The sequence below is a fragment of the Pseudoalteromonas sp. APC 3250 genome, assembly GCF_030407915.1.
Classification (GTDB): domain Bacteria; phylum Pseudomonadota; class Gammaproteobacteria; order Enterobacterales; family Alteromonadaceae; genus Pseudoalteromonas; species Pseudoalteromonas tetraodonis.
Genome location: NZ_JASDCM010000005.1, coordinates 50,550 through 76,099, shown reverse-complemented (window position 1 = coordinate 76,099; position 25,550 = coordinate 50,550). Strand labels below are relative to the sequence as shown.

Below are 25,550 nucleotides of genomic sequence, written 5' to 3'. Positions count from 1 at the left end.
CAAAAAAAATAACAGCGGCAAGTGCCGCTGTTACTTTTATTGTATTATTACTGAATTAATACAAAAATAGATTCACGTCCGCGTTTCACACCTAACACAATATTACCTTGAATATCTTCGATAATTTTGTTCATGTCGCGAATGCTTTCTACTCGTTGACGGTTTACTTGCACAATAACATCGCCTTCTTCAAGGCCAACCCGTGCTGATGGCGAACGAGGGTCTACAGAGGTCACCTCAATCCCTTTCATTTTGTTCTTCTTCACGTTTTCAAGCGTTGCACCTTGGAATGCTGGGTGTAACTCTTCGCCCGCAGCGGTAATGCCTGATGCACCATCTAGGGTTACTTCCACATTTTTAACTTTACCGTCACGGTAAATCCCCAATTGTACTTCGCGGCCTTCACCTAAGGTGGCAATTTTACTGCGTAGTTCATGGAAGCCACTAATTTCACTACCATTAATACTAATAATTACATCGCCTGCTTTAATTCCCGCTTTGCTGGCTGCAGTGTCATCCATTACCTGCATAACATAAGCCCCTTGTTTAACATCAAGCTGCTGTGCTTTAGCAAGACCTGCATCAAGAGGGCGGCCTGAAATACCTAACGAACCACGGCGTACTTCACCATGCTCTACAATTTGATCAACTAGGTTTTTCATCATATTTGACGGAATAGCAAAGCCAATCCCCACATTTCCGCCTGATGCACCTAAAATAGCGGTATTAATACCAATCAGCTCACCGTTTAAATTAACTAAAGCCCCACCTGAGTTACCTTGGTTTATCGCGGCATCGGTTTGAATGAAATCTTCGTAACCCTCAATATTTAAGCCACTGCGGCCTAATGCGCTAACAATACCTGAGGTAACCGTGTGGCTTAAACCAAAAGGGTTACCAATTGCGACGGCAAAATCACCGACACGTAAGTCATCTGAGTTAGCTAGCTTTACTGCGGTTAATTCATCTGCGTCTATTTGTAGTAGCGCAATATCAGACTCTTTATCGCTACCAATTTTTGTTGCTTCATATTCGCGGCCATCTTCAAGGGTGACCACCATTTTTTCAGCGTCTTGCACTACATGGTTGTTAGTAACGACATAACCTTTGTCAGCATCAATAATAACTCCTGAGCCTAAACCACTAAACTGGCGCTTTTGGCTACGTGGCTGCGGGTTGCCAAAAAAGAAATCGAGCGGGTCACCGCGTCGGCGAACCTCTTTAGAGCCTGAAACCTGAATACTCACTACACCTGGGGTAATTTGCTCAAGCATAGGGGCAAGTGTTGGTAATTGTTGACCATTAACGGCAACCGGCAATTTAGCAAACGAGGCGGTTGGACTTAGTAATAAGCTAGTAGATAAAATAGCAGCACTGATAAGTGATAATTTCATTTTCATAGTCAGGGTTTACTCCACTTAAAAAGCAAAAGGCTGCAATAAGCAGCCTCAAAAAAGTATATCAGTAAGATAAAACAACAAAGCTGTATACCCAATCAACCTCATGATGGGAGTTTCAGTTGGATTTAAATGCGATTTAGGCAAGGCATTGATTGTAAGTAATAGTGGTTCTATTATTAAAATCAATAACGCAGTATAAATCGCATTTAAACCAACCCATGGGGCATTTCACAGGAACAGGCTCTCGGTGTTGTGACTTTTTAAAAGGGACTACCATTTATGCAAAGTCACGCCTTGATAGCCAATCCCTGTGAAATGCTGAATTCTTCATCATGAGATTGATTGGGTATATTACTAAAGACTATGGGGTCAAAAAAAAGTTCATCAAGATGCTTTAGAAGTATTCACATCACCAGCAAATAATCCTGATTTACCCGACACATAATCAGCTGGTTGAGCATCGGCGTTTGAGCGATCTGAACTACGCTCTTTTAATGACGCTTGTAACTGCTCTGTGGTTTCTTTAGAGAAAAACGGTTCAGCAGGGGCTTTATTTCTGTCTTCAAGTAATAGTTGATTGGTTTCTTCAACATGGCTTAATAACTGGTCGTAGTTTTCTTTCATTTTGTTTACTAACTTACCAGTGTTCGCTAAATGGTCGGCAACATCTTGACGATACTGCTCAAGCGAATGCTTAGCTTGCTCTGCTTGTTGCTCTAACTCATCTTGTTTAAATTGTTTTTTAGTGACAAAGGCACCAACGAAAAATGCAGCAATAGCAACCACTATCACTAAACCTACCCATGTAAATGTACCCATAAATTCACCTCTATGCGAAAATAACTAAAAAAATTTAGTTCAATAATAATTCATACTAAGTCTAATATACCCTGAGTATTGATGCGTGTTAATATGCTTTACAAATTAAACTGTGTTTTAACTGTAAATAGATATGACTCCTTGGCAAACATACCAGCAAGACCTTCAACGCGATGACTTTGTACATGACGCAGCACAAGAAAATGCAGTTCGTCATTTACAGCGTTTATACGACGATTTAACACAAGCAAAACCACAATCTAAAGGCTTTTTTGCAAAGCTTTTTAATAAAGCAGAGCCAGCTCCCATTAAAGGTTTATACTTTTGGGGTGGCGTAGGCCGTGGTAAAACTTACCTTGTTGATACTTTTTACGAAGCTTTACCGAGCGATAGAAAAATGCGAATGCATTTTCACCGCTTTATGCACCGAGTACACGACGAGCTTAAAAAGTTAAACAACACAGCAAACCCATTAGAAACAGTTGCCGATATTTTTAAAGCAGAAACAGACATAATTTGTTTTGATGAGTTTTTTGTACAAGACATTACCGATGCCATGCTGCTCGGTGGTTTAATGGAAGCGCTATTTGCTCGTGGTATTGTGTTGGTTGCAACCTCTAATATTATACCTGATGATTTATACCGCAATGGCTTACAACGCGCTCGTTTTTTACCGGCTATTGCCTTAGTGAATAAGCATACTGAAATAGTTAATGTAGATTCCGGTGTTGATTACCGGTTACGTACACTGGAACAAGCAGAAATTTTTCACAGCCCGCTTGATGAGCAAGCTGATAAAAACCTATTTGAATACTTTGATAAGCTCTCCCCTGAGGCCGGTAAAGTAGACACCCCAATTGAAATAGAAGGGCGGATGATCAAAACCCGTAAGGTGTCTGATTGCATCGTTATGTTTGAATTTAGCGAACTGTGTGAAACCGCGCGTAGCCAAGTGGATTACATGGAAATAAGCCGATTATATAACACGGTGATTTTATCAAACGTAAAACAGCTTGGACAAAATAATGATGATGCAGCAAGGCGTTTTATTGCGTTGGTAGATGAGTTTTATGAGCGCAATGTGACGTTAATTATCTCTGCAGAAAAACCCATTACCGAGCTCTATACACAAGGCAATTTAAACTTTGAATTTAAACGCTGTATTAGTCGCCTGCAAGAAATGCAATCGTTAGAATATTTAGCCCGAGAGCATTTAGCTTAAAATACGAAGGTTAGCGGGCGACGGGCTGCGCGTCTCGAGCAAAACACCTAACTTCTAAATAAAAAAACCTTGCGATGTTAACCACAAGGTTTTTTTATTTCTCGAACCTCGAACCTCGAACCTCGAACCTCGAACCTCGAACCTCGAACCTCGACCTATCTCATGGTAACAAATTCTTCCGACCCTGTTGGGTGTAGTGCTACAACCGCATCAAAATCGGCTTTAGTCGCGCCCATTTTCATGGCGACAGCAAAGCCCTGAATCATTTCATCAACGGTGAAACCGATACCGTGTAAGCCCACAACTTTTTCATCATCGCCTGCACACACAAGCATCATGTTACATGCTTGGCGATGCTGAGTAACTGCGGTGTACATAGCCGCAAAGCTTGATTTATATACTTTTACATTTTCTTCGCCGTACTGAGAAATTGCCTCTTGCTCAGTTAAGCCAATGGTGCCGATAGGTGGATGGCTAAATACCACGGTTGGTACTAGGCTGTAGTCCATTTTCAAATCGTTCGGCAATTCTTTATTGAATAAACGCTCCGATAGAGTACGACCCGCTTTTACAGCAACAGGTGTAAGCTCAATACCATTTTCGATAATATCACCCACAGCGTATACATTTTTAGCCGTGGTGTTTTGGTATTCATCTACTTTTACATAGCCGCTTTCGTTTACTTCAACGCCTGCTGCAGCAAGGTTAATTTTATCGGTTGTAGGTGTACGACCAATCGCCCAAATAACCTGATCAACATTTTCGCTGTAACCGTTTTCAAAATGAATAGTTAAGCTGCCATCAGCCTCTTTTACCACCTCTTTTGGCGAACACTCAGTGTGCAGAGTAGGGCCTTCTTTTGCCATAATATCAACCAGTGTGTCGATAATGTATGGGTCAAAGGTGCGCAGCGGCTTGCTCTTACGAACAAATAAATGGGTTTGTGTCCCTAGGCTGTGTAGCACACCAGCGATTTCTACGGCAATGTAACCGGCACCAACAACGGCAACACGCTTAGGTTGTTCGTTCAGCTCAAAAAAGCCGTTTGAATCAATACCGTGTTCAGCACCTGGAATGTTAGGAATAGTAGGGCGTCCGCCTACGGCAACTAAAATGTGATCAGCAGTGTAATGCTCACCATTTACTTCAACGGTTTTACTATCCACAAATTTTGCAAAGCCTTTGATCACAGTTACGCCATTTTTAGCTAAACCATTATCATAGCCTTTGTGAATGCGGCCAATATAGGCTTCACGGCTTTCTACTAGCTTTGACCAGTCAAAGCCTTTAACTTCAACATCAAAACCGTAATCAGGAGCATAAAGATTAATTGCTTCAGCAACTTGAGCGCCATGCCACATTACTTTTTTAGGAACACACCCTACGTTTACGCAGGTGCCACCCATGTGTTTAGCTTCAATTAATGCTACTTTTGCGCCACGCATTGCTGCACGGTTAGCTGATGCAATACCACCACTACCGCCACCAATTGCAATGTAATCAAAATGCTGAGCCATGTTTAATCCTCTAAATATTAATTTAACTTTTCTGTGCCGATGATAGCATATGCGATGAGCAAGTCACTTGTTCGGGGCTGCTAAAATCTATCAAACATCCTTCATCAAACGAAAGATATGCTATTTCAGATCAAGCTGCTAGGTGATCATTTACAGATACACACTCGTTAACTAGTAAAGTAGGTTTGCCCTTGTATTTACGTATTTTGCCCCAACTTAAATTTTTATATTTTGCATAAACCGAGAATCACTATGACCAATGCACATACTAATCCCCTAATCGGGCTTGAAGGTTTACCGCCTTTTTCAAAAATAAAGCCAGAGCATGTTGTCCCGGCACTAAAAAAAGGTATTGAGCACTGTCGCAGTGCAATTGATGATGTATTAGCAAAGCAATCATACACATGGGAAGATTTAGTATTACCCCTTGAAGAAGCTGACGATAAACTATCGCGATTGTTTTCACCGGTATCGCATTTGAACTCAGTAATGAATAATGATGAACTTCGCGAAGCCTACGAGCAATGTTTACCGCTTATTTCTGAATACTCGACTTTTGTTGGTCAGCACCAAGGTTTGTATGAGGCTTACAACGCACTTTATAACAGTGACGAATTTAAAACACTCACTACTGCCCAGCAAAAAACCATTACTAACGCATTGCGTGACTTTAAGCTTTCAGGCATTGCACTAAATCCTGAGCAGCAAAAACGCTACGGTGAAATTAGTGCGCGTTTATCAGAGCTTGCCTCAAAATTTGGTAATAATGTGATGGATGCCACGCTTGCATGGCATAAGCATATTACCGATGAAAGCCAATTGGCTGGTTTACCAGAATCAGCGCTTGCATTAGCGGCCGATACAGCAAAAAGTAAAGAGCTAGATGGCTGGGTATTTACCCTAGATTTCCCTTCATATTTGCCGATTATGACCTATGCAGATAATCGTGAACTTCGCAAAGAAACATACACCGCGTTTTCTACCCGTGCATCCGATCAAGGCCCTAATGCGGGAGAGTTTGATAACTCAGCCATAATGAGCGAAGAACTTGCACTGCGTCATGAGTTAGCACAATTACTTGGCTTTAATAACTACGCTGAAAAATCGTTGGCTACAAAAATGGCAGAATCACCCGGGCAGGTATTCTCATTTTTAGAAGACTTAGCCGCTAAGTCTAAACCACAAGCAGAGCAAGAACTTAAAGAGCTGCAACAATACGCAGAGCTAAAGCATGGTATTAGTGAACTGCAGGCGTGGGATTTTGGTTATTACAGTGAAAAACTAAAGCAAGAAAAGTACGCGATTTCAGATGAAGTCCTTCGCCCGTACTTCCCAGCAAATAAAGTACTGAGTGGCTTATTTGAAACGGTTAATCGCCTATTTGGCATTACTGTAAAAGAAGTCGCTGATTTTGATAGCTACCATAAAGATGTACGCTTTTTTGAAATTTATGACAGCAATAACACTTTACGTGGTCGTTTTTACTTAGATTTGTATGCGCGCGATCACAAGCGTGGTGGTGCGTGGATGGATGACTGTATGGGTCGAAAAGTGCGCGCAAATGGCGAGCTACAAACACCGGTTGCTTACCTAGTCTGTAACTTTAATAAAGCGATTGGCGATAAGCCGGCGTTATTTACCCATAATGAAGTAACCACACTGTTTCATGAGTTTGGTCACGGTATTCATCATATGCTTACCCAAGTAGATGCAGCCCCCGTTGCTGGTATTAATGGGGTAGCGTGGGATGCTGTTGAGTTGCCAAGCCAGTTTTTAGAAAACTGGTGTTACGAGGAAGAAGCGCTTAGCTTTATCTCAGGTCACTTCGAAACCGGTGAGCCACTACCAAAAGAGTTGCTTGATAAACTACTTGCGGCTAAAAATTATAACTCAGGTATGCAAATGTTAAGACAACTTGAGTTCTCGTTATTTGATTTTAAAATCCACCACGATTACGTGGCAGACAAACCATGTAACATTCAAGCTGTGCTTGATGATGTACGCAGTCGTACCTCAGTCATTAAGCCGCCAGCGTTTAATCGTTTTCAGCATGGCTTTAGTCATATTTTTGCGGGCGGTTATAGCGCGGGGTATTACTCGTACAAATGGGCTGAAGTACTTTCGGCAGACGCCTATTCTAAATTTGAAGAAGAGGGGATTTTTAATCCACAAACAGGCCAAGCGTTTATGCAGCACATTCTTGAAAAAGGCGGCAGCGAAGAGCCGATGACATTGTTTAAAAACTTCCGTGGTCGTGAGCCAAGTGTAGACGCACTACTACGCCACAGTGGCATTGCCGCTTAGGGTCTGTTGACCTTTGCGGATTAAAATATAATTACAAAAGCGCCCCAGTGGCGCTTTTTTATTGCCTAAAACACAGCGTTGTTAAAGAATATTTTGAATAAATTTTAGTAGTTTCAACATAGCGTACTATGCTTTGAACAAAGTACTAAAAGGGACTAACGCATGGCAAAGTTAATACTGGCAATTGATGACGATAAATTAATGCACCATATTATTGAAGAGTCTTTAGCTGGGTTTTGTAAAGTGCTCCATGCCAAAAATGGTGAAGATGGCATAAGACAAGCAAATAAATATAACCCTGATATTATTTTGCTTGATGTTGAAATGCCGGGTATGTCTGGTTATGAGGTCTGCCAAAGTATTAAACAAAATAAAGCCACAACAGACATTCCGGTAATGTTTTTATCATCCAAAGTGGGGCAGGCCGAACGTATTAAAGGGTTTAGTGTTGGCGGGGCTGACTACATTTTAAAGCCTTTTAACGCGCAGGAGCTGATGGCACGCATTAAAATTCTTTACCAGTACCGCAAGCAATGCGCAGCACTGCAGTATGATATAGCAAAGGCCAATAAAACAGCTGAAATGGCGATGATTGAAACCGGTGACATGGGACGCATTATGCGCTTTGTTTGTCAAAGCTACCATGCTGATAATTTAGAACTATTAAGTGAATACTTTTTAGGCTTTTTTACGCCATTACACCTCAATGTCGTGGTTGTTTTTTGGCAAAATAACCAGGGAGTGTTTTATAGCCAAGAGACGGGCGTATGCCCATTAGAGCAAGAGCTACTCATGCAGCATAAAAATGCAGAGCGCTTTGTTGATATTGGTCATAGTACTATTATTAATTACCCTAATATTTCACTGTTAATTAAAAATATGCCAATAGATACGCCATCACTGTATGGTCGCTATAAAGATTTATTTCCGCATATTTTAGAAGTAACTAACGAAAAAGTAGTTACTATACAGCAGCACCAATATCGACTAATGCGCGACAATGAGCTCACCCTTGCTTTTAAAGATATTGTTGCCCAGCTTAAAAATCAAAACGCCATGCAAACGAATGCGATTAGCCAGCTTACAGAGCAGCTCGAGCAACTCCAATCGTTAATGCAAACACAAAATGACTTACCAGCTTCGCAGCTCAATGAGCAAATAACTCAGCTTAGCCATACATCACAGCAGCTGGTTGCAACCACGAATGATTTAGCCTTTATTAAGCACCAACTAAAAACAACTACTCAACAGCGTGATGACTTAATTACTCAAACACAACTAAGTAAACAACAAGCGCAGCCAGAATCTGAGAGTGAAAATAACGATATTGAGTTGTTTTAAACTAGAGATCGTATATTGCTTTTGTTTGAGTATAATAACGGTGAAATTTATCATCGGAGTGTGAAGTGGTTATACAGTGTGCGTTTAAAGAGTGTCGGCCATATTTGAATGAGTTAGAAACACGTTTTGGGCTTGCTCAATGGGCGGAGCAAAGCCGTGGCTTTAGTTTGCATTACGATGATAAAGGGCTAAGCCTATATAAAACTGATGAGCCTAAACTAGGTGCAATTAACGTAGACTTTGTAACTGGTGCTGTTGCACATAGGCGTAAATTTGGTGGTGGTAAAGGGCAATCAATTGCTAAAGCCGTTGGTCTTAATAAGGGCGCAACGCCAGTGGTACTCGATGCAACCGCAGGGCTTGGACGTGATGGTTTTGTTTTAGCTTCGCTAGGCTGTAAAGTGATTTTGCATGAGCGCCACCCCGTGGTTGCCGCGCTGTTATATGACGGTTTACAACGCGCTTATAACGATAGTGAAATTGGCCTATGGATGCAGCAAAATATGAGCTTAATATTTGGCTCAAGCCATACCTTACTTACTCAATGTGACAGCATGCCAGATGTGGTGTATTTAGATCCAATGTTTCCGCACCGTGAAAAATCAGCACTGGTTAAAAAAGAAATGCGGGTATTCCAAGAGTTAGTGGGTGGCGATACCGACGCCGATGATTTACTCGAGTTTGCCTACCCCCTTGCCAGCAAACGTGTTGTAGTTAAACGCCCCGATTATGCGCCATTTTTAAATGATAAAACCCCAAGCATGCAAATCAAAACTAAAAAGAACCGCTTTGATGTATATGTAAAAGCCGCGATGGTTTAGGTTAAAGAACAGTTTTTAGTCTTCAGCTGTCAGTTGTCAGCAAAAGATTAAGCCAAGTACGGTGTTTGGGTTAAACGTAGGCGGGGCTTTACGCCGCGCAGGTAGTTTGACATGTTGTGAAAGTGCGCGAGGTAAACTCTCGCCTATAATATAAAAACTGGGCTTGCATAAGGCTCGGTGTTGTATTTTACTACCTGACCGCTGACCGCTGACCGCTGACCGCTGACCGCTGACCGCTGACCGCTGACCGCTGACCGCTGACCGCTGACCGCTGACCGCTGACCGCTGACCGCTGACCGCTGACCGCTGACCGCTGACCGCTGACCCCGAACTGATCTTTTAGATCTCGACTATTGAATATAGGATCTCAGCGCGTTTTCATGCTAGAATTTGCGCAATTTTTTTGTACTCGATAAGTAGCACTGTCAATGATCTTAGATGATATTCGCATCGTTTTAGTAAACACATCACACTCTGGTAACATTGGTTCAGCGGCGCGCGCCATGAAAACCATGGGATTATCAAAGTTATACCTTGTTGATCCAGCCTGTGAAATAGACAGCCATGCAAGTGCACTCGCTGCTGGTGCGACTGATGTGCTAGGCAATGCCGTTATTGTTGATAGTGTTGCAGATGCGATTGCTGATTGTGCATTAACGATTGGTACTAGCGCCCGTTCGCGTACATTGTCGTGGCCTATGGTTGAGCCGAGAGAATGTGGTGAAAAGCTTGTTGGCGAAGCTGTAAATGGCCCTGTAGCACTTGTATTTGGTCGTGAAAACAGTGGCTTAACAAACGAAGAATTACAACTGTGTAATTACCATGTATGTATTCCTGCTAACCCAGAATACAGCTCGCTAAATTTAGCCATGGCAGTACAAACCTTATGCTATGAAACGCGTATGGCGTTTTTAAATCAACAGCCTAAAGCGGAACAAGAAGAAGACGACACCCTATATCCATCGTCTAAACAAACAGAGCTGTTTTACGAACATCTTGAAGACACCTTGTTTAAAACAGGCTTCATCATTAAGCAGCACCCAGGCATGGTAATGACTAAGCTACGTCGCTTGTTTAATCGTGCTCGCCCTGAAGATGCTGAAATGAACATATTACGAGGTATTCTTACCTCAATTAATAAGTCTATAAAATAGCAATTAGTTATAAATAGCGCCCTTTATTGCTCTACTAATACTTGACTAAATTACTCAGGTAATTACAATAGACCCAATACTTGACCAAAACAGTCGGGTATTACAAGTTTATCGGCTGGCATTCGAGGCTAGCCAATCAGGATAATACTTGACTAATCTACTCTGGTAATTAAAATTTGCACTCTTTTGTGCGGGGGGCGTTATGAAGTTAACATCAAAAGGCAGATACGCCGTTACAGCCATGCTGGATGTTGCACTACATGCAAATATAGGCCCTGTAGCGCTTGCAGATATTTCGCAGCGCCAAGAAATTTCTTTGTCTTATCTTGAGCAATTATTTGCCCGTTTACGTAAAAATGGGCTCGTAAGCTCAGTTCGAGGTCCTGGTGGGGGCTATTTACTAGGACGTGAGGCTGACGTAATTTCAGTTGGCGATGTTATCAATGCGGTAGATGAATCTGTTGACGCTACACGGTGTCAGCGAAGCAATACTGGTTGTCAAAGTGGTATGCGTTGTTTAACCCATACATTGTGGTCAGACTTAAGCGCACGAATTGAAGAATTTTTAAATAATATTACCTTAGCTGAACTGGTTGAAAAGTCGGACGTTAAAGCGGTCGCTCTTCGCCAAGAAAACAGCGTTAATGATGCAATTAAGCAGTTGGAAAATATTCAAGTAAGCTGTCAACTTTAAGGTTGACCTGCAGCGGAGAGAGAAATGAAGTTACCGATTTATTTAGATTACGCAGCAACTACGCCTGTTGACGAACGAGTTGCCAAAGAAATGATGCAGTGCCTGACTATGGACGGTAATTTTGGTAATCCAGCATCGCGTTCACACCGTTTTGGTTGGCAAGCTGAAGAAGTCGTTGACCAAGCACGTACTGACATTGCTGATTTAATTAATGCAGACCCACGTGAAATTGTATTCACATCGGGTGCAACAGAATCAAATAACCTTGCTATTAAAGGTGCAGCTCAGTTTTACAAGAAAAAAGGTAAGCATGTTATTACCGCTAAAACTGAACACAAAGCGGTTATCGACACATGTCGTGAACTTGAGCGTCAAGGGTTTGAAGTAACCTACATGGACGTTGAAGAAAACGGCCTACTTGATCTGCAAAAATTAGCAGACACTATGCGTGACGACACCGTGCTTGTAAGTATTATGCATGTAAATAACGAGCTAGGTGTAATCCAAGACATCAATACTATTGGTGAAATGTGTCGCGAACGTAAAATTATGTTCCACGTAGATGCGGCACAAAGCGCGGGTAAAGTTTTAATCGATGTGCAACAAACCAAAGTAGATTTTATGTCATTCTCGGCGCACAAAGTATACGGCCCTAAAGGCGTAGGTGCTTTGTATGTTCGTCGTAAACCACGTGCACGTTTAGAAGCACAAATGCACGGTGGCGGCCATGAGCGTGGCATGCGTTCTGGTACATTAGCAACTCATCAATTAGTGGGTATGGGTGCAGCATTTAGAATTGCAAAACAAGATTTTGAAAAAGATCACGCACACATCAGTGCGTTGCGTAAACGCCTAATCGACGGCATTTTAACGGATATGGACGAAGTGTACTTTAACGGCACGCAAGACCAATCAGTACCTGGTATTGTCAACATTAGCTTTAACTTTGTTGAAGGTGAGTCGTTATTAATGGCTGTTAAAGATATTGCGGTATCGTCAGGTTCAGCCTGTACATCTGCAAGTTTAGAGCCTTCTTACGTATTACGTGCATTAGGTCGCAACGACGAGCTAGCGCACAGCTCGATTCGTTTTAGTATTGGCCGTTTTACCACCGAAGAAGAGATTGATTACACCGTTGAGCTAATGAAAAACTCGATTGGCCGTTTACGTGAAATGTCTCCTCTTTGGGAAATGCACCAAGAAGGTGTTGATTTAGATTCAGTTGAATGGGCGCACCACTAATTAGTGGAGCCCATACCTAGCAGGTAGTGAGGATAGAATTATGGCTTACAGTGATAAAGTAATCGACCACGTAGAAAACCCACGTAACGTAGGTGCTCTAGACAAAAATGATCCGTCAGTGGCAACGGGTATGGTAGGCGCACCAGCATGTGGTGACGTAATGAAATTGCAAATTAAAGTATCGGCGGAAGGCGTTATTGAAGATGCAAAATTCAAAACGTACGGCTGTGGTAGCGCAATTGCTTCATCTTCGCTGGTAACAGAGTGGGTTAAAGGCAAAACATTAGACGAAGCTGCGACTATCAAAAATACCGATATCAGCGCAGAGCTAGAATTACCACCAGTGAAAATTCACTGCTCAATTTTAGCCGAAGATGCAATTCAAGCAGCAATTGCAGATTACAAAAGCAAACATACAAACTAAGAGATATTCATGGCAGTGACATTGACAGATGCGGCAGCAAACCGCGTACAATCATTTTTAGCAAACCGTGGTAAAGGCATTGGCCTGCGAGTTGGCATTAAAACGACGGGCTGTTCAGGTCTTGCTTATGTTCTAGAGTTTGTTGATGAGCTAAACGATGACGATGAAACATTTGCGGCCAAAGGCGTTACCTTAATTGTTGACGCTAAAAGCTTAGTTTATATCGACGGCACCGAGCTCGACTACACTAAAGAAGGTTTAAATGAAGGGTTTAAATTTAATAACCCTAACCAAGCTGATGAGTGTGGCTGTGGCGAAAGCTTTACCGTTTAAGCTCAAACTTGTTTTAAGATATAAATAAGCCCTGCCAGTTAATGTAGGGCTTTGTCATTTGTGAGAAGTTATGCGTTATTTTGAGTTATTTGCAATACCGGTTGATTACAATATTGACTTAGCAATGATCAACAAGCACTACTTAGAACTTCAACGTGCTGTACACCCTGATCGCCATGCTAATGCCAGCAGTCGTGATAAATTAATAGCCGTACAAAGTACCGCTGAAATTAACGACGCATTACAAACACTTAAGCATCCGGTTAAACGTGCTGAATATATGTTGAGTGAGCTGGGCGTTGATATTCGCGCTGAGCAGCAAACACTGCAAGATCCCATGTTCTTGATGCAACAAATGGAACTGCGCGAAGAGCTTGAAGAACTTCCCTCTGCAAGTGATCCAGATATCGCTATTGCTAATTTTGAGTCGCAAATAAAGCAATTAAAAGCCCGGTATAGCAACGAATTGGCTGAGCAACTTGCAAGCAACGATGAGCAACAATATCAACACGCTGCTGACAACATTCGCAAATTAAAATTTGTATATAAGTTACAAGACGAACTTGAACGCATTGAAGACAGTTTATTTGACGATTAATTACTTGCTGCAAAGCGAGCAACACGAGTTTAAAGAGCATTATGGCATTATTGCAAATTGCTGAGCCGGGGCAGAGCGCGGCACCACATGAACACAAATTAGCCATTGGAATTGATTTAGGCACTACAAATTCATTAGTGGCAACCGTACAAAGCGGCGAAGCACGCACTATTACTGATGAGTCAGGCGAAGCGATGTTACCCTCAGTGGTTCGTTATCAAGCTGGCGGCATTACCGTGGGTAATGATGCAATGCAAGCAGCTACACTCGATCCGGTTAATACGCTTATTTCAGTGAAGCGCTTTTTAGGTAAAACGCAAACCGAAATAGAACAAAGCTATGGCCAACTGCCTTATCAGTTTTGCGATGATGATGGTGCATTGGCTATCGAAACGGCTGCGGGAAAAATCAGCCCAGTTAAAGCCTCAAGTCATATTTTAAATGCTTTAAAAGTACGCGCTGAGCAAAGCTTTGGTAATCAAGATATTTTAGGGGCAGTGATTACGGTACCAGCTTATTTTGATGATGCACAGCGTCAAAGCACCAAAGATGCGGCTGAGCTTGCCGGTATTAATGTACTGCGCTTACTAAACGAGCCTACTGCCGCTGCCGTTGCTTACGGTTTAGATTCAGGGCAAGAAGGTATTATCGCCGTTTATGATTTAGGAGGCGGTACCTTTGATATTTCTATTCTGCGTCTTAATAAAGGCGTGTTTGAAGTGCTGGCCACCGGTGGCGATTCTAGTCTAGGCGGTGACGACTTTGACTCATTATTAGTTGATTACCTAAAACAAGAAACCGGCGTGACAGGCTTATCTCCTTCGGTATTACGCTTATTCATTAATAAAGCCAAAGCCTGTAAAGAAGCACTCAGCCAATACGAAAAAGTGAATGTTGGCCTTGAGTTTGACGATGAAAAATACATGGTTGAAGTAACGCGAGAAAAATTTAATGAGCTCGCTATGCCACTGGTTAAAAAAACGCTCCGCTCATGTCGTCGTGCAGTAAAAGATGCTGGTATTGAAAATCAAGAAGTATTACAAGTTGTAATGGTTGGTGGTTCAACCCGTATGCCATTAGTGCGTACTCAAGTCGGTGAATTTTTTGATAAACAGCCACTCACTTCAATTGACCCTGATCGCGTTGTTGCACTGGGTGCTGCATTACAAGCTGACGTATTAATTGGTAACAAGCCAGATTCAGACATGTTATTACTTGATGTGTTACCGTTGTCGTTAGGCCTTGAAACAATGGGTGGCTTGGTTGAAAAAATCATTCCACGCAATACCACGATTCCGGTTGCACGTGCGCAAGAATTTACTACGTTTAAGGATGGTCAAACGGCCATGTCGTTGCATGTATTACAAGGTGAACGTGAACTGGTTGACGATTGTCGATCGCTGGCAAAGTTCAGCTTAAAAGGTATTCCTCCTATGGCGGCGGGGGCGGCGCATATTCGCGTTACCTTTAAAGTAGACGCTGATGGTTTACTAAGCGTATCAGCCATGGAAAAATCAACGGGTGTCCAAGCAGAAATACAAGTAAAACCGTCGTTTGGTTTGTCTGACGACCAAGTTGCTAATATGCTTAAAGAGTCGATGAGTAACGCTAAAGGCGATATGCAAGCGCGTATGCTTAAAGAGCAACAAGTTGAAGCGCTTCGTGTAATAGAAGCGATGGAAGCCTCATTAGCTGCTGATGGCGATTTACTTGAGCCTGAGCAATTAGCGACGCTAAAAGTGGAAATAAGCGAACTTGCGAAAGTACGCGAGAGTGCGCAAGAGCCAAGCGAAATTAAAGCGGCCATTGAAAAAATGGATAATGCGAGCAGTGATTTTGCCGCGCGCAGAATGGACGCGTCAATTAAAAAAGCCTTAACGGGTCAGTCAGTAGACAATATATAAGAGAGATTAGAATGCCACAAATTGTTTTTCTTCCCCATCCGGAGTTGTGTCCTGACGGTGCAGCAATAGAAGCGCCCGCTGGCGAAACGGTACTTGATATCGCGCTTAAAAATGGCATTAGCATTCCTCATGCCTGTGAAAAATCATGTGCATGTACAACGTGTCATTTAGTGATCCGTGAAGGTTTTGACTCATTAGATGAAAGTGATGATCTAGAAGATGACATGCTAGATAAAGCATGGGGTTTAGAGCCTGAATCGCGCTTAGGTTGCCAAGCAATTATTAGGGATGAAGACTTAGTGGTTGAAATACCTAAGTACAATCTCAATATCGTTAATGAAGAACACTAGTTTTTAATTAATGACTATTATATTAAAAGCCGCTGTTTGATACAGCGGCTTTTTTGTTTTAGGCGAAGATTTATGCCGCGCAGACAAATCTTTTGTAGACGTAGAGCTTTCTCAAGTTAGCCTTGCAGCGGCTCATTGTTTGATTTTTTAGTGATTTATTCACCACAGAGGGCACAGAGTTCACAGAGAAAGTGAGCAAAGGCAAAGGTTTAGTGTTATTTACCTTAACCCCTCGGTGAAGCGCGAAGCGCCTTTGTATTCTCTGTGGTGTAAATATTTTGTAGGCGGGGCTTTACGCCGAGCAGAAGTAGCAGCGGGTTTACCCCGCGTCTTTTTTAAAGGTTAAAGGCGAAAGGCAAAAGGTTACGAGCGGCGGGCTGCGAGACGCGGGTAAATTAAAATAGCCTGTAGGCGCGGCTTTACGCCGCGAAAATGTGGTTAAAGGTAATAAAATTATGCACAAAGAGGTTAAGAGACGCTGCGCTTTTAGAGGAAGTGACAAAACAATTAATCACTCAGGCTAATGGTTAGTGTTTTCTCATTTTCTTCTCATTCACTTCTCTTTGTGCATATGCTTTTTAAAGCGGTTTATCTAACGTTTGTTAGTGATTTTATTTACCACAGAGATTACAGAGTGCGCAGAGGAAGTGAATAAATACAAAGGTTGAAGGTAAAGGGTTACGGGCGGCGGGTAAATTAAAATGAATAAGTCTTGTAGCGTTAACCACAAGGCTTTTTTAATTTATCGAAGCCCGAAGCCCGAAGCCCGAAGCCCAAAACCCGAAGCCCAAAACCCATTTTGGAGGTATATTTTGAGTGATCTTATTTTTTCAGACTCGTTTATTAACGGTGAATTTTATCAAACCAACTCACGCTTTAGCGTTGATGATCCGGCCACCGAACAAAGTATTGTTGATGTAAGTGATATTGATGAGCAAGGCGTAAAAAATGCCATAACAGCAGCGCAAGGCGCTTTTGTAAAATTAAAAGCCACCAATGCTACCGAGCGAAGTGAAACCCTGATGCGTTGGTATGATATAGTGATAAAGCACAAACAAACACTCGCTAAGCTCATGACTAAAGAGCAGGGAAAACCGCTTAAAGAATCGCTAGGTGAAATAGATTATGGCGCCGGTTTTATTAAATGGTTTGCAGAGGAAGCTAAACGCAGCTACGGCGATGTGATCCCCGCCACCGATAACAGTCATCGTTTAACTAGCTTCAAGCAACCTATTGGCGTGGTAGCAGGTATTACGCCTTGGAACTTTCCTGTTGCTATGGTGACTCGAAAAGTCGCGCCGGCTTATGCCGCGGGCTGTAGTTTTATACTCAAGCCTTCCGAGCACACACCATTATGTGCTATCGCTTTAGCTTATTTAGCTGATCAGGCTGGCTTTGTTAAAGGTGCATTTAATGTGCTTGTGTCACAAGATGCCAAAAAGGTGGGCAAAATGCTGACCGACTCAGACGTGGTACGTAAGTTTACTTTTACTGGCTCTACCGGTGTAGGTAAGCAGTTACTCTCTCAATGTGCATCTACAATAAAGCGTACTTCAATGGAATTGGGGGGAAATGCCCCGTTTATAATATTTGATAATGCTGATATTGACGATGCTATTGATGGGTTAATGGCGGCCAAATTTAGAAACTCAGGACAAGCATGTGTTGCAGCAAATCGTATTTTTATTCAGCGTAATATATTAAATGACGTGCTTGAAAAAATTACACCCAAAGTCGCTGCGCTCAAAGTTGCGAACGGTTTTGATGAAAATGCCGACATAGGACCGCTTATTTACCCCAAAGCAAAAGAGAAAGTGCAACAACTGATTAAAGACGCTCTTGATAAAGGCGCTACGCTAATTGGAGATAACAGCAATTTAGGTGGCAGTTTTCAAAACCCATTAATAGTCAACAATGTCACTACACAAATGGATATTTATCACGAAGAAGTGTTTGGTCCTGTATTAACGGTGATCCCATTTGATGAAGAAAGCGAAGTACTTGCGCTTGCTAATGACGTCCCTTATGGGTTAGCTGCGTACTTTTATAGCCAAAACATTAAACAAATCTATCGTATAAGCGAAGGGCTAGAGTTTGGCATGGTAGGTGTAAATGAGGGAGTTATATCAAACCCAGTTGCGCCGTTTGGTGGTGTAAAGCAATCAGGTCTTGGTCGTGAAGGCGGGCATCAGGGTTTAGATGAGTACTTAGAAGAAAAATACGTATGTATTAAGGTGTAATGATTAAGACTGTTCCGATGAGTTAATGGTTGTAAGATAAAACTCGGTTAAATGTTGCTAGATAATGGGCTAAATGTTACCTTTTTAATATATATTTTTCGTAACAAAATAGTAAAAAAATTTCTATAAGTAGAAATACCCCCGTGTGTAAATGCCACCATTTGGTGGCATTTTTTTTAGCCACTTTTGTGGCGAACCTTATCGCTTCGGTCTAAAATTACTCTATAAGCAGTGATTGGTGTTTAAACTTTGTATATAAGCTTAAAATAAAGTAATAACTATTCTCGTTTGTTTTTGTGAGTTTTTGTAACCTCATGTTTTTAAATGTATATTTTTACTAAGCTGAGGTGTAATATGAAGTTTCAGGCTCTTTTGAACTGTTAGAATATAGTAATAATGTATAATTGTGTTTTATACATTTATAAATTAACATCCCGCAAATTCACCCATTAAAAAATAATGAAGCACCCACTATGAGTAGAAGAAATCAAGCAACGGTAGACCAGGAAGTTTCGTTTGGCATTGACGAAGAATTAGTTTCTACAACAGATTTACGAGGGGTTATCACCTATGCAAATGATAGCTTTTGTAAAGTTTCAGGGTATACCATCAATGAGTTAAAAGGGAAAAATCATAATATGGTTCGTCACCCAGATATGCCACCTGCGGCATTTGGTGATATGTGGTCTAATTTAAAAAGCGATACCGCATGGCGAGGAGCTGTAAAAAATAGATGTAAAGATGGGCGTTATTACTGGGTTGATGCATTTGTTACCCCTATTTACGAAAACGGTAAAAAAGTAGGTTATCAATCAGTTCGTCAACAACTCCTTCCAGAATATAAACACCGCGCAGAAAAGCTTTACCAACGTTTAAACAACGGTCAATCAATTACGCCTTTAAGTGAAAAATTAGCTGCATTTAAATTGCCTCTATTTATTGGGTGTGCTGCTTTAATTGCTTGGTTAACAAGTTACATGTTCTGGTTATGCTTGCTGTTTGTTCCTCTGCCTTTTGTTATTTTTTATGAAGAGTTAATTCGTTCGCAAAGCAAAATCAAAAAAACCAAAGCAGGCCCAGATAGCGTATCTCGCCATATTTACTCTGGTAGCGATAGCCTCAGCTTTGCAGACTTTCAGATTAAATTACTTGAGGGTAAAGTAACGACCATTGTTGGGCGTATTATTGATGGTACTTTAAGCCTTAGCAAAGGAGCTGATTCGCTTAAAGTTTGTGCTGAGGCTGCGCAAGCTGGCGTTGAAAAAGAAGCGTCTGAATTACATCAGGTATCGTCTGCGGTCGAAGAAATGGTGCATTCAATTGACGAGGTAGCAAAAAATACCTTAGTTACTAATCAACGAGTGCAACAAGCTCACCAAGATTGTGAATCAGCAACACAAGCCATGTCAGGGACAATGCGAGAGGTGTCGTTGTTAGCGACAGAGGTTGATAACTCAGCAAGCTCTGCGAGCGAGTTAGCAACAGAAGCTGAAAAAATAGGTGGAATAATGCAAGAGATACAAGGGATTGCCGATCAAACAAATTTACTTGCACTTAATGCTGCTATTGAGGCTGCGCGTGCTGGTGAACATGGCCGAGGCTTCTCTGTTGTTGCTGATGAGGTACGTGCGTTATCAAGCAGAACACATACCGCCACAGAGCAAATTCAAGTCTCTATCTCCGAAATGCAGTCTACGCTACTCAACTGGTCAAAAACAATGGAAGCGGGTAAACACGCTGCTGAAACATGTGTGAAAGAAACGCGTAATACGCAAGATATCGTATCAAAAGTATATGCGGCAATTACTGATATTTCTGATTTAGCAACGCAGATTTCAACCGCTGCAGAAGAGCAAAGCATGGTATCGCAAGAAATTAGCCGCAATATTTCCAATATTAGTAGCGCGTCTTCAGAAAACTTAGCCCAAGCGCATTGTGTAGGGGCAGAGTCTGATGCGATTGAAAAACACTCTAAAGCATTAGCGTCATTAGGTCTTTCTTTCAAAGTAGGTTAGTAAAGTGAGCAAGGATAGCAAGCAGTTAGATATAGGTACAGCCTATGATGTATCGTATTCTCAATGTGCAAATTTAAGTGCACAATTGAGAGTACTGCAGCAAGAAATTAAAGCCGATTACTTATTTATTGCCTCTGTAAATGAAGATAAATTAGCAACTACGCAATTGGTTTTACATAACGCAGAGGTCGTTGATAACTTTTCTTATTCGCTAGAAGGCTCGCCTTGTGAACAACTACCTTCAAAAAGTGCGTGTTTTATAACGGATGAATTACAACAACACTACCCTGAAAACAAGCTACTAAAAACTATAAATGCGCAAGCTTACATTGGCGTCTCTATAAGCAATGATGAAGGCCAATTAAGCGGCGTACTGGTTGGTCTTTATTTAAATAGTGATCCAACAATCGAACGCTACCTACCAAGGCTAATTAACTTTGCGAGTTATACAGCAGTGTTCCTGCAAAAGTGTTTTTTAGAAGATAAATCAAGCTCACAGCAATCACTATTTAGTGCTGTTGAAGCTATGTCGAAGGTAGGCACGTGGGAATACACAATTTCAACCGGCGAGCTAAATTATTCACCCGAGGTTTATAATATTTATGGCCTTGATAAGCGCAAACCGCTCACGACCACACAAGCGATTGCGCATTATGCTGGTGAAAAAGAGCAAGCGCGTATTCGTGATTTTTTTAATCGTTTGCAAACACATGGTCTTCCTTATTGTGAAGACTTTGAGTTTGTAGATGCTCATGGCAATAAAAAGTGGGTACGTACGAGTGGTCACCCTGTTTTTAATGATGATCATCAGGTTATTAAAGTGCATGGTGCTTTTGAAGATGTCACTTTAGAGTATGAGTTAAAGGCCAAGGTTGATGATAAAAATAATCGCCTTGAAGCTATTTTAAATAACTTAAATGATGCAGTGATCACTATTAATCAGCAAGGCGTTATTGTTCACTGTAACTCAACCGCATTAACTATGTTTGGCTATAAGCAAAATGAAATGCTTGGCTTGTCGATTAACAACTTAATGCCTGAGCCTTATGCATCTAAGCATCACTCGTATATGCGAAATTATGAGCAAACAGGTGAGGCTAAAATTATTGGTGTTGGTAGGCAACTACCTGCAAGAAAAAAAGACGGCACTATTTTTCAAATAGAATTGTCACTTACCAAAGCAGTTAATGAGCAAAGCGTTGAATATATTGGTGTAGTTAGAGATATTAGTGAAAAACTCAAAGCGCAAGATACCATTTATAATTTAGCTTATTCAGATCCCATAACAGGATTAAAAAATAAGCGGTGGTTTGAGCGCGAATGCAGAAGTTTACTTCAAAGTGCCAGCATTAATAATGGCTATATATATGCTGCATTATTAGATATGGATAAGTTAGCGCAATTTAACTTTAAGTACGGTATTGAGGCGGGCAACGAAGCACTCATTTTAACGGCTAAAAAACTATCAAATGCGGTACAGGGCGAGTACAAGCTATACAAAAGCGGAGTCGATTCTTTTTTAATTATAAGCGCCAATATAAGTAATGACTTATCCTACCTAGAGCAACAACAACCAAGTATAGACTCTAAAATATTAGCGCTAGATAACTTCTCACATAAGATCAGTGATCTTGATGTGGTACTAAGCGCCTCGTTGGGCAGTACAATTATTAATGCGAGTAGAGACTCCTATAGCTCTATGTTTGATAAGTTGGAATACGCACTAAAACAAGCCAAAAAGTTGTCTCCTTTTGGTTATTACTTTGCAGATTTAGATGCATTAAAACGTTACGAACGTACCAATAAGATTCGCTATTTACTAATAAATGTTGATAAAAGTGATGAATTAACACTGGTACTACAGCCACAATTTATTAATGAAAATACCTTTAATTCAGCCGAAGCATTATTACGTTGGGATTCTGAGGAATTAGGCGTAATAAGCCCTGGGGAATTTATACCCCTAGCAGAAGAGAGTGAAGCCATTATTAAAATTGGCGATTGGGTGGTTGATCAAGTATGTAAGTTGCTGCATGAAGTCAGCCGAGCAGGAAAAAACACCTGTATTGCCGTTAACATTAGCGCTAAACAAATTGTAGCCCCCGATTTTAAGGAAAAATTGCTCGCCAGTGTTCATAAGTGGCAAGTGTCACCACGTAACTTAGTGATAGAGCTGACCGAAACGACCTTAGTGTCAGACATCGAACTAGTAAAAGAGACTATGCTTGAACTTAATAAAATGGGCTTTAGGTTTTCAATTGATGACTTCGGAACGGGTTATTCAAGCCTGAGTTATTTGAAAGAGTTGCCAATTTCAGAGCTTAAAATAGATAAATACTTTGTCGATGGCATTATGGATACTGACGATAATTCAAGTAAAACTATCGTTAATATGATCATCGACATGGCCAGTGCTTTAGGCGTAAATAGCGTTGCTGAAGGCGTTGAGGAACCTGCGCAATTTAATTATTTAAAGCAGCGCGGTTGCAACTTATTTCAAGGCTATTTATTTTCAAAGCCACTGCCTATTGCACAGTGGAAAGAGTGCCTTTAATAAACCGGTAGCAGCGCCTTTATGTCGCGTTTTTGGTTAAAGGTGCATACAACGTGCTGTTAGATTCGAGTATAATCTAAAGCCTCGAAACTTTTATAAACGCGGGGTAAACCTGTTGCTACACGTCGGGTGTAATATTAAACATATACACAATCCCAATAAGGGTAATCCGCAACGTTGACTACTAACTTTGCCCTCAAAGGATTAGCAATAATATAGCGTGCACTTGCTACAAGGTCTTCTTCATCACGAATTAAATGATCGTAATATCCCTTTTGCCACAATTTATAAATTCCAAACTTATAAAAACTAGCGGCGGTTCTGCCTTTAAAAAGACGAAGTATATTAGAAAGTGTGTTGTTAGGAATAATTTGAAATTGCCAATGTAAATGATCCGGCATAATAACGAATGCGATTGATTTTATTCGTTGTTCTCGTTCTAACTTTCGCATATGTTTGATTAAACAACGATTCATATTAAGTTCGGTAAAAATCTTACCCCGATTATGGGATACAATAGTGACAATATAGTAATGATTAGCTAGTGAAACCCTCCCTTTTCTGAGTCGATAAGCCTTCTTCATAGCGAGTCCTTGCGCATAAAGAATAAAGTGTAGCAGCGACTTTATGTCGCGTCAGGGTTTTATAAAAAGCATAAAATAATGACATAATTAAACGCGGGGTAAACCCGCTGCTACAGGTGATGTTTGTAAATCTATGGTAGCAGCGACTTCATGTCGCGTCAGGGTTTTATAAAAATCATAAAATAATGACATAATTAAACGCGGGGTAAACCCGCAGCTACAGGTGTTGTTTGTAAATCTATGGTAGCAGCGACTTCATGTCGCGTCAGGGCTTCATAAAAAGCATAAAATAAAGAACATAATTAAACGCGGGATAAACCCGCAGCTACAGGTGTTGTTTTTAAATCTATGGTAGTAGCGACTTTATATCGCGTCAGGGTTTTATAAAAATCATAAAATAATGACATAATTAAACGCGGGGTAAACCCGCTGCTACAGGTGTTGTTTGTAGAGCTATGGTAGCAGCGACTTTATGTCGCGTCAGGGCTTCATAAAAAGCATAAAATAAAGAACATAATTAAACGCGGGGTAAACCCGCTGCTACAGGTGTTGTTTGTAGAGCTATGGTAGCAGCGACTTTATGTCGCGTCAGGGTTTTATAAAAAGCATAAAATAAAGAACATAATTAAACGGGGGTAAATCCACTGCTATGGGTGTTGTTTGTAAATCTATGGTAGCAGCGACGTTATGTCGCGTCAGGTTTAAGATCTAATAAATGCGTAAGGTAAACTCATACCTACAGACAAGTTAGCATGCTTTCTTTATTTTGGACTTTGTTTTGTATCGGGTAAATATAATTTAGAGATTAACTTTAGATATTGCTAAGGAGACTTAGAGAATAGTGGGGCGATTGACGGGGCTCGAACCCGCGACAACCGGAATCACAATCCGGGGCTCTACCAACTGAGCTACAACCGCCACTACATACACCTTGTTTGGTGTGGCGCGCATAATACATAATATCCCCATGCTTGTGAAGCAAAAAATCAAAAAAAATTAAACTTATTACCAACGTATAAAAATTGCTCTATAATATGACGCTTATTTTTCGTGGTTGCCGTTAAACCTTGTAGCTTTAACCCTTAATAAGGTCGTTGCAAACACGTATTAAAGATTTACAATACAATAAACAACACCGCTAAACTGCTTAATAACACTATCAGGAGTTAATATGGATTCAATACTCAATTGGCTGAATGAAAATTCAGGCTTAATCTTACACTACGGTATTCAAGCAGTCATAGCGCTTGTTATATTTTTACTGGGTGGACGAATTGCTAAATTTTGTGCAAAGTTAACCGAAAAAGCATTCGACAAGAAAAAAGTAGATAAAGCGGTTTCATCGTTTGTCTCTAGTATTGTATATGCCATTGTATTTGCAGCCACTATTTTAATGGCGCTGTCACAAATTGGCATCGAAACCACATCATTCATTGCTATTTTAGGTGCGGCAGGTTTAGCCGTTGGCTTAGCACTGCAAGGGTCGTTATCTAACTTTGCGTCAGGCGTATTAATTATTCTACTTCGCCCATTTAAATCAGGTGACTACGTTGAAGCGGGCGGTAAAGCCGGTACGATTAAAAAAATCGAAATATTCTCAACTGAAATGCGCACACCCGATAACAAAGTTATTGTAATGCCTAATTCAAAAATCATGTCAGATGCGATCATTAACTACTCGCGCGAATCAACACGCCGCGTTGACCTTGTGATTGGTGTTGGCTACGACGCCGACTTACGAAAAGCAAAAGAAGTACTTAAATCAGTGCTTGATAACGAATCGCGTATTTTAAAAGATCCTGCATATAACGTATCTGTATCTGAACTTGCCGATTCAAGCGTTAACTTTATAGTGCGCCCGTGGGTTAACTCAGAAGATTACTGGCCAACATATTGGTCGTTAATGGAAAACATTAAAATAGCGTTAGACGACGCAGACATTACCATTCCATTCCCGCAAATGGATGTACATTTACACAAGCAAGACTAATTTTTTAAAATACTTATTTATTAAGGCAGCGCTCAAATTTGATT

21 protein-coding genes and 1 tRNA gene are annotated in these 25,550 nt (G+C 41.1%); 16 read left to right on the top strand and 6 right to left on the bottom strand.

The window, feature by feature from the left end; genetic code table 11:
* Window positions 1–47 precede the first annotated feature (47 nt).
* The gene (locus QL986_RS07190) at window positions 48–1,400 is read right to left on the bottom strand and encodes a Do family serine endopeptidase (protein ID WP_008465125.1); all 1,353 of its coding nucleotides are present in this window, start codon (window positions 1,398–1,400) and stop codon (window positions 48–50) included.
* Between the two features lie 384 nt (window positions 1,401–1,784).
* Window positions 1,785–2,219: a YhcB family protein gene (locus QL986_RS07185; RefSeq protein ID WP_008115546.1), complete on the bottom strand. Its 435-nt coding sequence runs from the start codon at window positions 2,217–2,219 to the stop codon at window positions 1,785–1,787.
* Between the two features lie 133 nt (window positions 2,220–2,352).
* Between QL986_RS07185 and zapE the strand changes: the two genes are divergently transcribed.
* Window positions 2,353–3,441 (top strand): cell division protein ZapE, encoded by a 1,089-nt coding sequence (gene zapE / locus QL986_RS07180; protein ID WP_290191412.1) that lies wholly within the window; start codon window positions 2,353–2,355, stop codon window positions 3,439–3,441.
* A gap of 155 nt (window positions 3,442–3,596) precedes the next feature.
* On the opposite strand, the gene gorA is transcribed toward zapE, so the two are convergent.
* Window positions 3,597–4,958 (bottom strand): glutathione-disulfide reductase, encoded by a 1,362-nt coding sequence (gene gorA, locus QL986_RS07175; protein ID WP_013463995.1) that lies wholly within the window; start codon window positions 4,956–4,958, stop codon window positions 3,597–3,599.
* Between the two features lie 252 nt (window positions 4,959–5,210).
* Here gorA and prlC point away from each other — a divergent pair, with 252 nt between their 5' ends.
* From prlC to QL986_RS07160, 3 genes are all read left to right on the top strand, one after another.
* The gene (gene prlC, locus QL986_RS07170; protein ID WP_290191411.1) at window positions 5,211–7,262 is read left to right on the top strand and encodes an oligopeptidase A; all 2,052 of its coding nucleotides are present in this window, start codon (window positions 5,211–5,213) and stop codon (window positions 7,260–7,262) included.
* A gap of 162 nt (window positions 7,263–7,424) precedes the next feature.
* A complete protein-coding gene (locus QL986_RS07165; protein WP_013463997.1) occupies window positions 7,425–8,603 on the top strand; it encodes a response regulator in 1,179 nt (392 codons plus the stop codon).
* A gap of 65 nt (window positions 8,604–8,668) precedes the next feature.
* A complete protein-coding gene (locus tag QL986_RS07160; RefSeq protein ID WP_290191410.1) occupies window positions 8,669–9,424 on the top strand; it encodes a class I SAM-dependent methyltransferase in 756 nt (251 codons plus the stop codon).
* Between the two features lie 190 nt (window positions 9,425–9,614).
* On the opposite strand, the gene QL986_RS18865 is transcribed toward QL986_RS07160, so the two are convergent.
* Window positions 9,615–9,785, bottom strand: a complete 171-nt coding sequence (locus QL986_RS18865) for a hypothetical protein (protein WP_356741902.1) — start codon at window positions 9,783–9,785, stop codon at window positions 9,615–9,617.
* Window positions 9,786–9,852: 67 nt separating this feature from the next.
* On the opposite strand from QL986_RS18865, the gene trmJ reads away from it, so the two are divergent.
* From trmJ to QL986_RS07105, 11 genes are all read left to right on the top strand, one after another.
* Complete coding sequence (trmJ, locus tag QL986_RS07155; protein ID WP_290191409.1) at window positions 9,853–10,578, top strand: tRNA (cytosine(32)/uridine(32)-2'-O)-methyltransferase TrmJ; 726 nt, start codon at window positions 9,853–9,855, stop codon at window positions 10,576–10,578.
* A 202-nt stretch (window positions 10,579–10,780) separates the two neighbouring features.
* Window positions 10,781–11,272, top strand: coding sequence for a Fe-S cluster assembly transcriptional regulator IscR (gene iscR, locus QL986_RS07150; protein WP_008113921.1), 492 nt, complete (start codon window positions 10,781–10,783; stop codon window positions 11,270–11,272).
* A gap of 24 nt (window positions 11,273–11,296) precedes the next feature.
* The gene (locus tag QL986_RS07145) at window positions 11,297–12,514 is read left to right on the top strand and encodes an IscS subfamily cysteine desulfurase (protein ID WP_008113922.1); all 1,218 of its coding nucleotides are present in this window, start codon (window positions 11,297–11,299) and stop codon (window positions 12,512–12,514) included.
* Between the two features lie 40 nt (window positions 12,515–12,554).
* Window positions 12,555–12,938: a Fe-S cluster assembly scaffold IscU gene (iscU, locus tag QL986_RS07140; protein ID WP_008113923.1), complete on the top strand. Its 384-nt coding sequence runs from the start codon at window positions 12,555–12,557 to the stop codon at window positions 12,936–12,938.
* A 9-nt stretch (window positions 12,939–12,947) separates the two neighbouring features.
* Window positions 12,948–13,271, top strand: coding sequence for an iron-sulfur cluster assembly protein IscA (gene iscA, locus QL986_RS07135; RefSeq protein ID WP_008113924.1), 324 nt, complete (start codon window positions 12,948–12,950; stop codon window positions 13,269–13,271).
* A gap of 70 nt (window positions 13,272–13,341) precedes the next feature.
* On the top strand, window positions 13,342–13,869 hold the full coding sequence (gene hscB / locus QL986_RS07130; protein ID WP_290191408.1) for a co-chaperone HscB: 528 nt from the start codon (window positions 13,342–13,344) through the stop codon (window positions 13,867–13,869).
* A 41-nt stretch (window positions 13,870–13,910) separates the two neighbouring features.
* Window positions 13,911–15,773 (top strand): Fe-S protein assembly chaperone HscA, encoded by a 1,863-nt coding sequence (gene hscA, locus QL986_RS07125; RefSeq protein ID WP_024602640.1) that lies wholly within the window; start codon window positions 13,911–13,913, stop codon window positions 15,771–15,773.
* 11 nt (window positions 15,774–15,784) lie between these two features.
* Entirely contained in the window at window positions 15,785–16,123 is a 339-nt protein-coding gene (fdx, locus tag QL986_RS07120; RefSeq protein ID WP_008113929.1) for an ISC system 2Fe-2S type ferredoxin, read from the top strand.
* Between the two features lie 812 nt (window positions 16,124–16,935).
* Entirely contained in the window at window positions 16,936–18,363 is a 1,428-nt protein-coding gene (locus QL986_RS07115; RefSeq protein ID WP_290191407.1) for an NAD-dependent succinate-semialdehyde dehydrogenase, read from the top strand.
* 473 nt (window positions 18,364–18,836) lie between these two features.
* On the top strand, window positions 18,837–20,378 hold the full coding sequence (locus QL986_RS07110; RefSeq protein ID WP_290191406.1) for a PAS domain-containing methyl-accepting chemotaxis protein: 1,542 nt from the start codon (window positions 18,837–18,839) through the stop codon (window positions 20,376–20,378).
* Between the two features lie 4 nt (window positions 20,379–20,382).
* Window positions 20,383–22,932 carry an EAL domain-containing protein gene (locus QL986_RS07105; protein ID WP_290191405.1) on the top strand — a complete coding sequence of 850 codons (2,550 nt, stop codon included), beginning with the start codon at window positions 20,383–20,385 and terminating at the stop codon, window positions 22,930–22,932.
* Between the two features lie 137 nt (window positions 22,933–23,069).
* Here the strand turns inward: QL986_RS07105 and QL986_RS07100 are convergent, their stop codons facing one another.
* A complete protein-coding gene (locus tag QL986_RS07100; RefSeq protein ID WP_290191404.1) occupies window positions 23,070–23,516 on the bottom strand; it encodes a transposase in 447 nt (148 codons plus the stop codon).
* An 842-nt stretch (window positions 23,517–24,358) separates the two neighbouring features.
* Window positions 24,359–24,434 (bottom strand) — tRNA-His (locus QL986_RS07095).
* A gap of 253 nt (window positions 24,435–24,687) precedes the next feature.
* Between QL986_RS07095 and QL986_RS07090 the strand changes: the two genes are divergently transcribed.
* Entirely contained in the window at window positions 24,688–25,506 is an 819-nt protein-coding gene (locus QL986_RS07090; RefSeq protein ID WP_013464003.1) for a mechanosensitive ion channel domain-containing protein, read from the top strand.
* Window positions 25,507–25,550 lie beyond the last annotated feature (44 nt).